The 14,728-nt window shown below is 66.0% G+C and carries 15 protein-coding genes; 1 reads left to right on the top strand and 14 read right to left on the bottom strand.

The genetic code is table 11. The features are described 5' to 3' along the window. Positions 1 to 70: 70 nt before the first annotated feature. The 14 genes from DCM80_RS12655 to murJ all read right to left on the bottom strand — a co-directional run bounded on the left by DCM80_RS12655 (position 71) and on the right by murJ (position 13,529). Entirely contained in the window at positions 71 to 484 is a 414-nt protein-coding gene (locus DCM80_RS12655) for a helix-turn-helix domain-containing protein (protein WP_028133651.1), read from the bottom strand. A 223-nt stretch (positions 485 to 707) separates the two neighbouring features. After that, positions 708 to 2,321, bottom strand: a complete 1,614-nt coding sequence (lnt, locus tag DCM80_RS12650) for an apolipoprotein N-acyltransferase (protein WP_257197263.1) — start codon at positions 2,319 to 2,321, stop codon at positions 708 to 710. Beyond that, entirely contained in the window at positions 2,318 to 3,436 is a 1,119-nt protein-coding gene (locus DCM80_RS12645; RefSeq protein WP_257197262.1) for a hemolysin family protein, read from the bottom strand. The genes lnt and DCM80_RS12645 overlap by 4 nt, the downstream gene beginning before the upstream one ends. 1 nt (position 3,437) lies before the next feature. Next, positions 3,438 to 3,926 carry an rRNA maturation RNase YbeY gene (gene ybeY, locus DCM80_RS12640; RefSeq protein WP_257197261.1) on the bottom strand — a complete coding sequence of 163 codons (489 nt, stop codon included), beginning with the start codon at positions 3,924 to 3,926 and terminating at the stop codon, positions 3,438 to 3,440. 82 nt (positions 3,927 to 4,008) lie between these two features. Then, positions 4,009 to 5,004 (bottom strand): PhoH family protein, encoded by a 996-nt coding sequence (locus DCM80_RS12635; protein ID WP_257178983.1) that lies wholly within the window; start codon positions 5,002 to 5,004, stop codon positions 4,009 to 4,011. Positions 5,005 to 5,068: 64 nt separating this feature from the next. Then, positions 5,069 to 6,463 carry a tRNA (N6-isopentenyl adenosine(37)-C2)-methylthiotransferase MiaB gene (gene miaB / locus DCM80_RS12630; protein ID WP_257197260.1) on the bottom strand — a complete coding sequence of 465 codons (1,395 nt, stop codon included), beginning with the start codon at positions 6,461 to 6,463 and terminating at the stop codon, positions 5,069 to 5,071. Positions 6,464 to 6,645: 182 nt separating this feature from the next. Continuing rightward, positions 6,646 to 7,326 carry an HAD family hydrolase gene (locus tag DCM80_RS12625; protein WP_257197259.1) on the bottom strand — a complete coding sequence of 227 codons (681 nt, stop codon included), beginning with the start codon at positions 7,324 to 7,326 and terminating at the stop codon, positions 6,646 to 6,648. A gap of 224 nt (positions 7,327 to 7,550) precedes the next feature. Next, positions 7,551 to 8,006 (bottom strand): Fur family transcriptional regulator, encoded by a 456-nt coding sequence (locus DCM80_RS12620; protein ID WP_028133658.1) that lies wholly within the window; start codon positions 8,004 to 8,006, stop codon positions 7,551 to 7,553. 40 nt (positions 8,007 to 8,046) lie between these two features. Beyond that, entirely contained in the window at positions 8,047 to 8,532 is a 486-nt protein-coding gene (gene rimI, locus DCM80_RS12615; RefSeq protein ID WP_257197258.1) for a ribosomal protein S18-alanine N-acetyltransferase, read from the bottom strand. Beyond that, the gene (tsaB, locus tag DCM80_RS12610; RefSeq protein WP_257197257.1) at positions 8,529 to 9,224 is read right to left on the bottom strand and encodes a tRNA (adenosine(37)-N6)-threonylcarbamoyltransferase complex dimerization subunit type 1 TsaB; all 696 of its coding nucleotides are present in this window, start codon (positions 9,222 to 9,224) and stop codon (positions 8,529 to 8,531) included. Before tsaB ends, rimI begins: the two co-directional genes overlap by 4 nt. 200 nt (positions 9,225 to 9,424) lie before the next feature. Further along, positions 9,425 to 9,994, bottom strand: coding sequence for a NifU family protein (locus tag DCM80_RS12605; RefSeq protein WP_257197256.1), 570 nt, complete (start codon positions 9,992 to 9,994; stop codon positions 9,425 to 9,427). 152 nt (positions 9,995 to 10,146) lie between these two features. Further along, complete coding sequence (locus tag DCM80_RS12600) at positions 10,147 to 10,641, bottom strand: universal stress protein (protein ID WP_257178977.1); 495 nt, start codon at positions 10,639 to 10,641, stop codon at positions 10,147 to 10,149. 93 nt (positions 10,642 to 10,734) lie between these two features. Next, positions 10,735 to 11,787: a tryptophan--tRNA ligase gene (gene trpS / locus DCM80_RS12595; RefSeq protein ID WP_028133663.1), complete on the bottom strand. Its 1,053-nt coding sequence runs from the start codon at positions 11,785 to 11,787 to the stop codon at positions 10,735 to 10,737. A gap of 206 nt (positions 11,788 to 11,993) precedes the next feature. After that, positions 11,994 to 13,529, bottom strand: coding sequence for a murein biosynthesis integral membrane protein MurJ (gene murJ / locus DCM80_RS12590; protein ID WP_257197255.1), 1,536 nt, complete (start codon positions 13,527 to 13,529; stop codon positions 11,994 to 11,996). 126 nt (positions 13,530 to 13,655) lie between these two features. Here murJ and DCM80_RS12585 point away from each other — a divergent pair, with 126 nt between their 5' ends. Then, the gene (locus DCM80_RS12585) at positions 13,656 to 14,657 is read left to right on the top strand and encodes an adenosine kinase (RefSeq protein ID WP_257197254.1); all 1,002 of its coding nucleotides are present in this window, start codon (positions 13,656 to 13,658) and stop codon (positions 14,655 to 14,657) included. Positions 14,658 to 14,728 lie beyond the last annotated feature (71 nt).

Raw genomic sequence — 14,728 nt, 5'->3', positions numbered from 1 at the left:
CAAAGCGCGGCCACAAATGACGACATAGGCCAGATTTCACGCGGTCTCAAATCGCCATCGCGACGGCGCGTCAGCGCTTGTCGGGACCTTCCCGGGCCGCGATCTGCTCGACGAGATCGACGATCGAGCGGCGCATCTTCGAATCGGTGATTCGCGTGAACGCCTTGGTCAAGGCGAGGCCCTCGGAGGTCGCGAGAAAATCCGAGACGTAAGAGGGCGAGGCGCCTTCGCTGAAGCCATCCGGCCCCGGCACGCCGCTCGGACCGCCCTCGAACAGAAACGACACCGGCACCTGCAGAATTTCGGCGATCTGCTGGATGCGGCTCGCGCCGACCCGGTTGGTGCCCTTCTCGTATTTCTGGATCTGCTGGAAAGTCAGGCCCAAAGCGTCACCGAGCTTTTCCTGGCTCATGCCCAACATGATGCGGCGCATACGCACGCGACTGCCGACATATTTGTCAACAGGGTTGGGCGCTTTCGACATTTCCTCAGCCCTCCAAACACCACCTTCAGCGCAATCAATCGCAGTGCCTCAGGTGCAAGCAACGTCAAATCAAACCCTGTTATTGGGAAACATTGCGGAGAAATTTAGCAACGCACCGCTGTCTTTTTGCAGCCGGGGCAGAATGGGGAGCCCGCATGCAGTCTGTCAACCGTGGGACTACGGTTGTCAAAAGTTTCCGGCTACCTCCGCAGCGACGGCGCGATCAGCTCTGCCGCTTGCTGACGCGTCGGCGGAGGGCCAGAAACACGGCCAGCGCGACGAGCATGGCTGCGGGCGCATCGCCCACCCGCGCGTAGACGGTCGGCGGGATCGCGGCGGGCAGATTTGCATCCAAAATGCCCTCGATTCCAAGTCCGAGGCTGGAAACGATGCGGCCCACAGGATCGACCACCGCGGAGATGCCGGTATTGGCGGAGCGGACCAGCGGCAATCCGAGTTCGATCGCGCGCATGCGCGACTGCTCCAGATGCTGATAGGGGCCGGTCGAGATGCCGAACCAGCCGTCATTGGTGAGGTTCACGATCCAGCCGGGACGTTCGCTGCGACCGGCCACTTCGCCGGGAAAGATCGCTTCGTAGCAGATCAGCGGCAGAGCGGGCGGTGCGCCGGGGACCTGCAGCGCATGCCGTACCGTGCCGGGAATGAAGCCGCCGCGCACACGCGTCAGTTGCTCGAATCCGAGCTTCTCCATCAACGACTGGTAGGGAAGAAATTCGCCGAAAGGCACCAGATGCAACTTGTCGTACACGGCCAGCACGCTGCCGTCGTGGTCGATGACATAGATCGAATTGTAGGCACGCGTGATCGGCTTGCCGGGCGGCAGGTCGGGCGCGCGGACCGAGCCCGTGATCAGCACGGTGCCTTTCGGAAGAAGATCGGCGATCTGCGCCATCGCGTCGGCTTCGCGGGTCAGGAAGAACGGAAAGGCGGATTCCGGCCAGATCAGGATGGTGGCGTCGCGCACCCCGGTCGATTGCGGGCCCGAGGCGCGGTCCGACAGCGCCAGATATTTCTTCATCACCTCCGTCTTGGCGGCGTAGTTGAACTTCGCGTCCTGCTGCAGGTTCGGCTGCATCAGGCGCAGCTTGGCGCCCGCGACCATCGTGGTCGGATGCAGCGACAGGCGGATCGCGCCGAAAACGCTCATCACAAGCAGGAGCCCAATGGCCGCCGCCGGCACGCGCCATGGCAGGCGGCGATCGGGCGTGCGGTCGATCAGCGTCGCCGGGCTCGCGAAGATCGCAACCGCCAGGAACGTCATGCCCCACAGGCCGATCAGCGACGCCGTCTGCGCCAGCGGCGCCGGCTCGGACAATGCATAGCCGAACGCGTTCCAGGGGAAGCCGGTCAGCGCGTGGCCGCGCAGCCACTCGCTGACGGTGAGGCTTGCTGCGAGCGCAAGCACGCGCGTGGCGTTCTTGGTCCAGAGCAGGCGCGCCAGCGCAAAGCCGATCGCCGTGAAGATGGACAGATAGGCCGGCAGGCCGAGCACGGCGAACGGCGTCAGCCAGGCGAATATATCGGCGTCGACGAAGAAGGCGTAGCCGATCCAGTAGAGCCCGGGCACGAAATAGCCGAGCCCGAACCAATAGCCGGTCAACGCGGCGGCGGGGACGCCGCCATATCGGCCGGCGCCGGCGCCGTCGATCAGCCAGACCAGCACCGGGAAGGTGATGAACAGCACGGGGAAGAGGTTGAACGGCGCCAGTGCCAGCACCGACAGCGCTCCGCATCCCATGGCGATGACCGCGCGCTTCCAGCCCCAGGCGAGGATGATGGCAAGCGCGATCTGCCGAAGTCGTTGGAACGGACTCACTGCTGGCTGGTCCCGTCGCTCGGCGGCGGGCTGGGCGTGTCGCCGGCCGGCGGCTGGCTGCTGTCCGGCGCGGCCTCGCGGCGGCTTCTCTCGCGCTGGGTCCGCGGCGTGGGACGCTCCTTCCGCGTCGAGATGCGCAGCCGCTTGACGCGACGCGGATCGGCATCGAGCACCTCGACCTCGTAGGTGCCGGGGCCCGAGATCACCTCGCCGCGCACCGGCAGGCGCCCGACGAAGCTGACGAGATAGCCGCCCAGCGTCTCCACCTCCTCGCCGGCTTCTCCGGTGACGAAATCCTCGCCGATCACCGAGCGGACGTCGTCGAGGCTGGCGCGGGCATCGGCGATGAAGGCGTTGTCGGGCAGGCGCACGATCGAAGGCGGCTCGTCGCTATCGTGCTCGTCGTCGATCTCGCCGACGATCTGCTCGACGATGTCCTCGAGCGACACCAGCCCGTCGCTGCCGCCATATTCGTCGACCACCAGCGCGAGGTGAATGCGCGTGGCCTGCATCTGCGCGAGCAGGTCGATCGCCCGCATCGACGGCGGCACGTAGAGCAGCTTGCGGATGATGTGGGCTTCCTCGAGCGGCATCGCGAGATCGACGGCGCGCAGGTCGAGCCCGGCCGGCAGCGGCTTCTTGCGCTTGGTCTTGGTGGCTTCCGAGACCCGGGCGCGCGCAGTCATGAAGGCGAGCAGGTCGCGGATGTGGACGATGCCGACGGGATCGTCGAGCGTCTCGTTGTAGACCACGAGGCGCGAATGGCCGGCGCTCTCGAAGCGGTCCATCAACTCGCCGAGCGGGATGTCCCGCTTCACCGCGACGACGTCGGCGCGGTGCACCATGACATCGGCGATGCGGCGCTCGTGCAGGCCGAGGATGTTGCGCAGCATGGTGCGCTCGACCGCGGAGAAACCGGAATCGCCGGGCGTCGTCGCATCGAGCACGACCTGGAGGTCGTCGCGCACCGATCCCGCCTTCCAGCCGAACAGCGTGCGGATGGCGCGCAGCAGCCAGCCATCGGCGGCCGGGCGCATCACCTCGCCCGGCGTCACCACGGCCGGCAAATTGGCCGTGTTGCGCGGGTTGTCCTGGACCGGGTCGGAATCGGGCATCTCAGTGCGTCCCCGCGCGATCTGCATAGGGATCGGGAATTCCAAGCTGCGCCAGGATCTGGGTCTCCAGCGCTTCCATCTCCTCGGCGTCGCCGTCGTTCTCGTGATCGTAGCCGATCAGGTGCAGGAAACCATGCACGGCGAGATGGCTCAAATGGTGGTCGAACGGCTTTTGTTCCTCGTCCGCCTCGCGCCGCATGGTCTCGTAGGCGATCGCGATGTCGCCGAGCATGCGCGGCGCATCGCCCGGCTTCCATTCGCCCTCCGGCTGAAGTGCGGGAAACGACAGCACGTTGGTGGGTTTGTCGATGCCCCGCCAGTTGCTGTTGAGGGTGCGGATGCCGGCGTCATCGGTCAGCATCACCGCCACTTCGGCGGCGGCAACGTCTTCGTCGACGCTCTCGGCGGCGGCCGCGACCGCGCGCTGGATCACGGCTTCGGAATCGGGCTCGTGTTGCCAGCAATCGGCGACGACGAGGACTTCGGTCATGGGAAGGTTGGGATGGGACATCATGTTGTCTGGGACGAAAAGGCGCAATGTCCGCGCCCTCCGGGGTCCAGCTGTTGCCTCGTCAGGATTGGCCGGTGGCCGGCCGCTGCGGCGAACCTTCGTAGGCGGCAACGATCCGCGCCACGAGTTCGTGGCGGATCACGTCCTCGGCCTTGAAATGAACTTGGGCAATGCCCTCGACGCCGTTCAACAGCCGGGTCGCTTCGGCGAGGCCCGAGGTCTGGCCGTTCGGCAGATCGATCTGCGACGGATCGCCGGTGACGATCATGCGGCTGTTCTCGCCGAGACGGGTCAGGAACATCTTCATCTGCATCGACGTGGTGTTCTGCGCCTCGTCCAGGATGATGGCGGCGTTGGTGAGGGTGCGTCCGCGCATGAAGGCGAGCGGCGCGATCTCGATCTCGCCGGTCTGCAGCGCGCGCTCGACGATGCGTGCATCCATGAGGTCGTAGAGCGCATCGTAGATCGGGCGAAGATAAGGATCGACCTTCTCGCGGAGATCGCCCGGCAGGAAGCCGAGCCGCTCGCCGGCTTCCACCGCCGGACGCGACAGGATGATCTTGTCGACCTCCTTGCGCTCGAACAGCTGCGCGGCATGCGCCACTGCGAGCCAGGTCTTGCCGGTGCCGGCCGGGCCAATGCCGAACACCAGTTCGTGGCGCTTCAGCGCGCGGATGTAGGAGTCCTGCGCGGCGGTGCGCGCGCGCACCGGGCGCTTGCGCAAGTTGATGCTGTCGAAGGCCGATTTGGCCGATTTGGCGTCGAACTCGAACAGCGAGCCTTGGGCGATCACGGCGCGGATCGCGCCTTCGACCTCGCCCTGGTCGAGATCCTGTCCCTTCACGGCTTGCGCGTAGAGCATCTCCAGCACGCGGCGCGCGGCGTCGCAGCCGTCGCGGCTGCCGCCGATCGTGATGTGGTTGCCCTTGGAATCGACGACGACGCCGAGCCGCCGCTCGAGCTGCGCCAGATGCTGGCCGTAAGGGCCGACCAGCGCGGAAGCGGCGCGATTGTCGTCGAAGTCGATGACGACCTGGGTCTCGGGCGGAACTTGCATGTCGCGGTCAAATTTGCGGCTGGGAGCGAACGAAGACGAATCCGATGCGCTTTTTGGCAAGGGTTCAGGCTCCACTGGCTTGCGATAAAGCGGGCTCGCCCGCGCTGGGCGGAATGGCGAGCTCGCCGAGAAAGCTGTAGCGCTCGAGGCTCTCGATCCGCACCGGCAGGATCTGTCCGATGATGTCGGTCGAGGCCATCACGTGAGCGGGCTGGAGGAAGGCGGTGCGGCCGACGATCTGGCCGTCCTTGCGCGCCGGACGTTCGAACAGCACGTCGACCGTTGAGCCAATCGCGGCCTTGTTGAAGGCCGATTGCTGGCTGTCGATCAGTTCCTGGAGCCGCTCCAATCGCTGGTCCATCTCGGCGGGGGACACCGTCTCCTGCATGTCCGCGGCCGGCGTTCCCGGCCGGGCGGAATATTTGAACGAATAAGCCGCAGCGTAGCCGATTTGCGTGACAAGCGCGAGGGTGGCGAGAAAATCTTGCTCGGTCTCGCCGGGGAAGCCGACGATAAAATCTGATGAAAAAGCAATGTCTTGGCGCGCGGTGCGGAAACGGTCGATGACCCTGAGGTAATCAGCGGCGGTATGCTTGCGGTTCATGGCCGCCAGAATCCGGTCCGAGCCCGACTGCACCGGCAGGTGCACGAACGGCATCAGGGCACCGAGATCGCGATGGGCCGCAATCAGGCTGTCATCGACGTCGCGGGGATGGCTGGTGGAGTAGCGCAGCCGCGCGATGCCGGCAATCTTGGCCAGATGCTCGAGCAATCGGCCGAGCGGCCAGGTTTTTCCGTCGGGCCCCTCGCCGTGATAGGCGTTGACGTTCTGCCCGATCAGCGTGAGCTCGCGTACGCCGTTGTCGGCGAGCCGCTTCACGTCGTCGACGATCTTGGCGACGGGGCGCGAGACTTCCGAGCCCCGCGTATAAGGCACGACGCAGAAGGTGCAGAATTTGTCGCAACCTTCCTGCACGGTGACGAACGCGGAAATGCCGCGCGCCCGGATCGCGTCGGGCTTCGGCTGGGCCAGGAAGCCGAATTTGTCGGCGGCCGGAAATTCGGTCTCGATCGCGCGGCCTTCGTTGCCGGCGCGCTTCAAGAGCTCCGGCAGATGATGATAGCTCTGCGGCCCCACCACGACGTCCACGACCGGCGCGCGGCGCACGATCTCCTCGCCCTCCGCCTGCGCGACGCAGCCGGCGACCGCGATCTGCATCGCGCGGCCGCCGCGCGCGGCCTCCTGCTTGGCGACGCGCAGGCGCCCGAGCTCGGAATAGACCTTTTCCGAGGCCTTCTCGCGGATATGGCAGGTGTTGAGGATGACGAGATCGGCCTCCTCGGCGCTCGCGGTCTCCACGAATCCCTCCGGCGCCAGCGTGTCCACCATGCGCTGGGCATCGTAGACGTTCATCTGGCAGCCATATGATTTGATGTGCAGCTTGCGCGGCGGCGTCATGGAACCCGAAAATGGCGGTGGAGACGGCCTTCACATAGAGGCTGGAGCGCCGAAAATCCAGCGAATGGGTCATCCAAACCGTCATTCCGGGGCGCGACGCCGTCGCGAACCCGGAATCCCGAGGGATTTCGCGCGAGAGTCCGGGTTCGATGCTGTGCATCGCCCCGGAACGACTGCAAGAATCAGCCTGCCAAAGCGTCGGCCTCGACCCGCCGGACCAGCTCCGGCAACTGATGCATGTCGGCGAAGAGCAGGTCGGCGCCGGCCTCGCGCAGCGTTTCGGCATAGCCGTCGCGGCAATGGCTGCCTCCGTAAAAGCCGAACACCGTCATGCCGGCCGCCCGGGCGCCGGCTATCCCGGCCAGGCTGTCCTCGATCACGACGCAGCGCTGGGGCGGCACGCCCATTTCCCTGGCCGCGAACAGGAACAGGTCCGGCGCAGGCTTGCCGTTCTTCACCTGCGAGGCGGAGAAAATGTTCGGCGTGAGGCGCTCATACAGTCCGGTGCTGCCGAGGCTCACACGCATGCGTTGGTGCGAGCCGCTCGATGCGACGCAGACGCGTTGCGTGACGACATCGAGCACGGCATGGATGCCTCGGACCGCCTCGAGGTCGGCCTCGAACGCGCGGAACAGCTCGTCCTGGAGATCGCCGTGATAGGCCTCGGGTAGCTTGCGGCCGAGCTCGGTCTCGATCTCAAGATTGGCCTGCTTGGTCGAGCGGCCGAGGAAGCGGTCGAACACTTGCTCCGAGGTGATCGGATAGCCGTGCCGCGTCAGCACGTCGGCATGGGCGCGGCAGGAGATCACCTCGCTGTCCACCAGCACGCCGTCGCAATCGAAGATGATGAGATCGATGGGCATTCAGTTCATCGCACGGGCGGTGCAACCTCTCCCATCGGGAGAGGCGTAGGCCGCCTTTGGCGGCCGTACTGAAATACGCTGAAGCAAAGCTTCGGCCATGGCGAAGCGCCGGGTGAGGGGTTTCGCTCTCTCGTGGGACCTGTGCCCCCTCACCCGATTTGCTGCGCAAATCGACCTCTCCCCGTTGGGGAGAGGTGAAGAAAGATTGCAGAAAGAACTGTGCATCAATTCGTCGGCTTGTCGTCGTCGAGCGGGACGCAATAGAGCTCGAGCCGGTGGTCGACCAGCTTGTAGCCGAGCTTGCGGGCGATCTCGGCCTGCAGCTTCTCGATCTCCTCGGAGGTGAACTCGATCACCTTGCCGTCGCGCAGATTGATGAGGTGGTCGTGATGGCTGTCGCGCATGGTCTCGTAGCGCGCGCGGCCCTCGCGGAAGTCATGGCGCTCGATGATGCCGGCATCCTCGAACAGCTTGACGGTGCGATACACGGTCGAGATCGAGATCTTGTCGTCGACGGCGACGCAACGCCGGTACAATTCCTCGACGTCGGGGTGGTCGATCGCTTCCGCGAGCACGCGGGCAATGACACGGCGCTGCTCGGTCATGCGCATGCCGGTGGCGGCGCAGCGCGCCTCGATGCCGGACGCCTTGGATGCGGAAGAAGGTTTCAGTGCGGTCATTGTTTGTCTGCCTGGCAGGGGGCGCTTTCTGCCACCGATGTTACGACAAGTCACGCCGCATCAGAAGGGCGTTCAATTGTTCCCCGTTCGGCTGCTTATAGTAGCGTTCGCGGCGTCCGACCACCACGAATCCGCACCCGGCGTAGAGCCGCCGCGCCGGCTGGTTGTTTTCCTCGACCTCGAGAAATATTGTGCGGACGCCGCGCCCGGCGAGGTGGCCGAGATGGGTCATCAGCAGCGTGCGGGAGAGGCCGCGGCCGCGATAGGCCTCGTCCACCGCGATCGAGAGGATTTCAGCTTCATCCGCCCCGATCCGGGATATTGCGAAGCCGATGGTCCGGCGTCCCAGGCGCAAGCGGTGCACCAGCGTGTTGCGCTCGCTGAGCATGCTCTCGAATTCGCCTTCGCCCCAGCCGCGCGCGAAGGAAGCGCCGTGCAGCTGCGCCAGCCGCGCGGCGTCGCGCATGGATGCGGGCTCGACGGCGGCGGTGCCGCCGCGCCACCATTGCGACAGCCATCCCATCATGGGGTTGCAGCGTGTGCGGCGAACGGCGGAGCTGCGGCGGGCTTTGCGTCGGGGGCCTTCAGGTAGAATGGCCGCGCCGGATTTGTCGCGGGATCGGCCGCGGCGCCGAGCCAGGCAACCCAGCCGATATCGGGCGCTGCCTGCGTGTCGACCGCGACCGGTTGCTCGCCATCTTTCGGCCAGCGCTCGGCGAGGATGTTCGCGGCATTGCCGACCAGATGCGGCGCGCCGAACTGCGAGGCCGCGATCGCCTCGTCGATGGCAGCAACGCGCGGCCGCACCAGCTGGCTGCCGTCGCCGGCGACGATCTGGAAATAGACATGGTCGTGCCGCGCATCGATTGCGGAGATCACCGGCGCGGATTTGCTCTGGCCGACGACGGCGGCAGCGTACGCCGACAAGGTGGTGAGGCCGATCGCCGGCCGCGCGGCCGCGAGCGCAAGGCCGCGCGCCGCCGAAATGCCGACGCGCAGGCCGGTGAAGCTTCCGGGGCCGACGGTGACCGCGATGCGGTCGAGGGTGGTGAAGGTGACATTGGCCGATTGCATGACGCGCGCGATCATCGGCATCAAGGCCTCGGCGTGGCCGCGCTTCATCAGCAGCTGCTCCTGCGCAAGGAGCTCGGTGGCTTCGGTGTCGAGCACCGCGACGGAGCAGGCGTCGAGCGCAGTATCGATGGCGAGGATCAGCATGGAAAAGCGAATGGCGAGTGGCGAGTGGCGGACAGTTTAGCGAACCACGCGCCGATCCGCCATTCGTCATTCACGATTCGTAGCCTCTGATAGCGCCGATTTCGTAGGGTGGGCAAAGGCGCTCTTGCGCCGTGCCCACCACTTTCTCGCCGAGAGAGTAGGTGGGCACGCTTCGCTTTGCCCACCCTACAGCAGCTCGCTTACATCGGCCGGACTTCGACCACGTCGGGCACGAAGTGCTTGAGCAGGTTCTGGATGCCGTGCTGCAGCGTCGCGGTCGATGACGGGCAGCCGGAGCAGGCGCCCTTCATGTTGAGATAGACGATGCCGTCCTTGAAGCCGCGGAAGGTGATGTCGCCGCCGTCATTGGCGACCGCCGGCCGCACGCGGGTCTCGATCAGGTCCTTGATCATGTCGACCGTTTCGGCATCGGCCTCGTCGAAGAACTCGTCCTCGTCGTCGAGATCGGCATCGCCTTGCGCCGAGCCGTCGGCGAGCAGCGGCGCGCCGGACATGTAGTGCTCCATGATGGCACCGAGGATCGCGGGCTTGAGCTGCTGCCATTCACCGTTCGCCTTGGTCACGGTGATGAAATCCGATCCATAGAACACGCCGGTGACGCCGGGCACCTCGAACAGCTTTTCGGCTAGCGGCGAGCGCGTCGCGGCCTCGCGGCTCGAAAATTCCATCGGGCTGCCGTCGACCACGACGCGGCCGGGAATGAATTTCAGCGTGGCGGGATTGGGGGTGGCTTCGGTTTGAATGAACATGGTTTTCTCCAGACGTCGCCGGTTCAAGGCCGGCGCGTTGCCTCTTCCCTAGCAGATGGCGACGGGGAACGCACGATCAAGGGGAAGTGAGGTATTAGTTCTTAAGAATCAGTGGGTTGATCTTAACCCTCCAGGGGAGGGTAAGAAACGAGCTACGACAGCGAATCCACGCTTTCGTCGCTCAGTGCGCCGGAAATGATGGTCACGGGGATTGGGAACGTCCCCACGGCATGCGCGAGCAGCGCGACCAGCGGCCCCGGCCCCTCCGCGCCGGGATTGGCGGCGAGCACCAGCATGGCGATGTCGGGGTCCTCGTCGATCACGGCGAGCAATTGTTCCATCGGCACGCCCTCGCGGATCACCCGCTCCGGGGTGATCGCGGCGATGCCGTTGGCGCGGCCCGCGGCGCGGTCGAGCGCGGCTTCGGCGGCTTCCTGGGCCTCGGCGCGCATGATGTCGGCGACCCCCAGCCATTCCTGGCTCTGCTGCTCCGGCTCGACGATGCGCAGCATCACCACGCCGCCGCCGGCGCGAATCGCCCAGCGGCTGGCATAGTAGACCGCGCGATCCCATTCGGCGGTGTCGTCGACGACGACGAGGCATTTGGGCTTGTGACCCGGCTCGAAGCAAAGTCGCTTGCTGGTCATGCATGTCCCGACGAGTGCATGGCGCGCATGCTGCCACACTCCCGCAAGCTTGGGGAGGGGAGATGCGGGTCGGCGCTCAAGCGCCGACCGTCTTCAGCGCCGGCGGATGAAGCCGACGATGTCCTTGGACAGCTTCATCGTCTCGTCGGCGATGGCGCGGGCGCGGTCGGAGCCGTCGATCAGGATCGCGTCGATATGGCCGGGGTCGGCGACGAGGCGCTTCATCTCGCCGGCGATCGGCGCTAGCTTGGTCACGCACAGCTCCGCCAGCGCGTTCTTGAAGCTGGAGAACTGGCCAGCGCCGAATTCGCGCAGCACGTCGGCCTTGGAGCGTCCGGACAGCGCGGCGAAGATGCCGACGAGGTTGTCGGCTTCGGGTCGGGCTTCCAGGCCCTTTTCTTCGGTCGGCAGCGGCTCCGGATCGGTCTTCGCCTTGCGGATCTTCTGCGCGATAGTGTCGGCATCGTCTGTCAGATTGATGCGCGAATTGTCCGACGCATCGGACTTCGACATCTTCTTGGTGCCGTCACGCAAGCTCATCACGCGCGTTGCCGGGCCCGTGATCAGAGGTTCCGGCAGCGGGAAGAAAAGGCCGTCGTTGGTGCCCTGGGCGCGGATGGAATCGCCGAAGTCGTTGTTGAACTTCTGCGCGATGTCGCGCGAGAGCTCGAGATGCTGCTTCTGGTCCTCGCCGACCGGCACGTGTGTGGCCCGGTACAAAAGGATGTCGGCGGCCATCAGCACGGGATAGTCGAACAGCCCGACCGAGGCGTTCTCGCGGTCCTTGCCGGCCTTCTCCTTGAACTGGGTCATGCGGCCGAGCCAGCCCATGCGCGCGACGCAATTGAAGATCCAGGCAAGCTCGGCATGGCCCGAGACCTGGCTCTGGTTGAACACGATGTGCTTCTTGGGATCGATGCCGGCGGCGATGAACGCCGCGGTGACCTCGCGGGTGTTGCGCGTGAGCTCGGCCGGTCCGCCCCAGACGTCGACGCCCTGCGTGATCGCGTGCATGTCGACGACGCAATAGATGCAGTTGTGGGTTTCCTGCATCTTCACGAAGTTGACGATCGCGCCGAGATAGTTGCCGAGGTGCAGATTGCCCGTCGGCTGGACGCCCGAAAAGACCCGTTCAACGAATGGCATGGTCAGCCTTCCCATAGGTATTCGGCCGTCGTTTCCAACAGCGGCGCTGCCCCGTCAAGGGCAATTCCACCTCTTCCATCGGGAGAGGTCGCGCCGAAGGCGCGGGTAAGGGGGTGGGCTCCATCGAGGGACCTACTCCCCTCACCCGATTTGCTGCGCAAATCGACCTCTCCCGATGGGAGAGGTGAAGAGCCGTCAGCGCGCATTCAATGAGCGGGTTGCTTCAACGCGTTGACGGCCTCGCGCCACGAGGCCGCCCCCAGGATCTGCAGCATCAGGCCGTAGACGGCGATGCCGGCCCCGATCTGCAGGCCCAGCACGACGAAGCGGACGAGGCCGTGCGCCTCCGAAGGCACGAGACCCGTGGTCAGCCAGAGCAGGGCGCCCATCGCAGCCGCCGCCAGCACGATCCGCGGCAGCCGGTTGCGGGCGGCCGCATCCACCGAGAAGCCGAACTCGGCCGCACCTTTCCGCAGCAGCGAGAGCGCGCTGCTCCAGGCGCCGGCCGCGATGCTCGCCGCGATCCCGCTCGCGCCGAAGAAATGGCCGAGCAGCACGGCCAGCACGACGGCGACCGCAAAACCCTTGGCGGTGGCGAGAAGCGGCGTCATCGTGTCGCTGCGGGCATAGAAGGCCGGCGACAGGGCCTTGATCAGCACGTGCGCCGGCAGGCCCAGCGCCAGCCACATCAGCGCATGCGCGGTCGCCATGCTGTCTTCAGTGCTGAAAGCGCCGTGCTCGAACAGCAGCCGCACGATCGGCTCGGCCAGCACCATCAGGCCGAGCGTCGCAGGCAGCGCCAGCCCGGCCGCCAGCTCGAGCGCGCGCGATTCGGCATGCACCACCGCCTCCCTGTCGGAGCTGGCGACGGCGCGCGTCAGCTCCGGCACCAGCACGGTGCCCATGGCGACGCCGACGATGCCGAGCGGCAGCTCGATCAGCCGGTTGGCGAAATAGAGCCAGGATACCGCGGACGGCGTCGCGGATGCGATGATGGCGCCGGCCACCATCAGCCATTGCGGACCCGAGCTTGCGATCATGCCGGGGATGGCCTTGGCGAAGAAGCCGCGCATCTCCTCGTCGAAGCTGACGCGCAGCGGCGTTGCGAGGCGCGCGCTTCGCTGCGAGAGCAGCATCGCGAGTTGCAGCAGTCCGGCGACGCCGACGCTGGCCGCCAGCAGCCAGGCGGCGACACCCGCGTCGGCATGCCAGACGAGCAGCATCGCGATCGCCGCGATCAGCGCGATGTTGAACAGCAGCGGCGAGAACGCCGTGAGGGCAAATCGCCCTTGCGCGTTCAGCAGGCCCATCAGCACCGTGACGGGTCCGGCGAAGGCGAGATAGGGCAGCATCAGCCGCGCGTTGGCGACGGCCAGATCGAGCGTTGCGCTGCCGAGAAAGCCGGGCGCGATCACCGTGATGATCAGCGGCATCACCAGCGCGATCACGATCGAGATCGCGACCAGGGCTGCGCTGACCGTGCCAAGCATGCGTCCGGCGAATGCGGCGGCGGCCGTCTCGCCATCGCGCTCGCGCACCCGCAGCCAGGCCGGGATCAGCGCCGCGTTCAGGGCTCCCTCGCTGAGCAGCCGGCGCACCACGTTGACGAGCTGGAAGGCCGCCAGGAACGCGTCCGCCACGGCGCCGGTGCCCAACAGGGCGGCAATCATGGAGTCGCGCGCAAAACCCAGCAGCCGCGAGGCCAGTGTTCCCGTCGAGACGGTCAGGAAGGAGCGGATCATTGCTCTTTAGTTCATCCCGTTGCTTGCTCGCGCACGGCCCGGCGTGATAGGCCGCAAGCCGGATTTCAGGCTGACAGGAAGCGGATTTCCGCAGGGTTCGCAATCCGCCAAACAGGATCAAGGTGAATGGCTGACGTGAAATATGACGTTCTCGGCATCGGCAACGCGCTGTTCGACGTGCTGGTCAGGACCGACGAGGCTTTTCTGGTCAAGCACGGCATGGCCAAAGGCAGCATGTCCCTGATCGATGAGGCGCGGGCGGCGGCCATCTACAAGGACATGGGGCCGGCCACGGAAGTCTCGGGCGGCTCGGCGGCCAACACCATCGTCGGCATCGGCAGCCTGGGGGCGCGCGCCGCCTATGTCGGCAAGGTCAAGGACGACCAGATCGGCAAGCTCTATGTCCACGACATCCGCGCCGCCGGCGTCGCCTTCAACACGCCCGCCGCCAAGGACGGTCCCGCTACCGGCTGCTCCTACATCCTCGTCACGGATGACGGCGAGCGCACCATGAACACCTATCTCGGCGCGGCGCAGGACCTGTCGCCTGCCGACATCGACCCGGCCGAGATCGCCGGCGCCGGGATCGTCTATCTCGAGGGCTATCTCTGGGACCCCAAGAACGCCAAGGACGCCTTCGTCAAGGCGGCCCAGATCGCCCATGATGCCAAGCGCAAGGTGGCGTTGACGCTGTCGGATTCGTTCTGCGTCGACCGCTATCGCGACGAGTTTCTCTCGTTGATGCGGGGCGGCACCGTCGACATCGTCTTTGCCAACGAGTCCGAGCTGCATTCGCTCTACATGACCTCGGACTTCGACACCGCGCTGAAGCAGCTGCGCAACGACGTCAATCTCGGCGTGGTCACCCGCAGCGAGAAGGGCTGCATGGTGGTCTCGTCTGAAGATGCCGTCGCCGCGCCGGCCTTCCCGGTCGACAAGGTGGTCGATACCACCGGCGCCGGCGATCTGTTCGCCGCGGGCTTCCTGTATGGCCTGGCGCGCAATCTGGCCTACAAGCAGTGCGGCGAGCTCGGTGCGCTCGCCGCTGCAGAAGTGATCCAGCACATCGGCGCCCGTCCGCTGGTGTCGCTGAAGGAGCTGGCGCAGCAGCGCGGGCTGACGGCATAGACGAAGTCGCCATCCTCAGCTGTCATCGCCCGGCGAAGACCGGGCGATCCAGTACTCCGAGCAGGCTGTGA

Source organism: Bradyrhizobium sp. WBOS08, from assembly GCF_024585125.1.
GTDB classification, from domain to species: Bacteria; Pseudomonadota; Alphaproteobacteria; order Rhizobiales; family Xanthobacteraceae; genus Bradyrhizobium; species Bradyrhizobium japonicum_B.
This window is presented reverse-complemented; position numbering and strand designations above follow the sequence as displayed.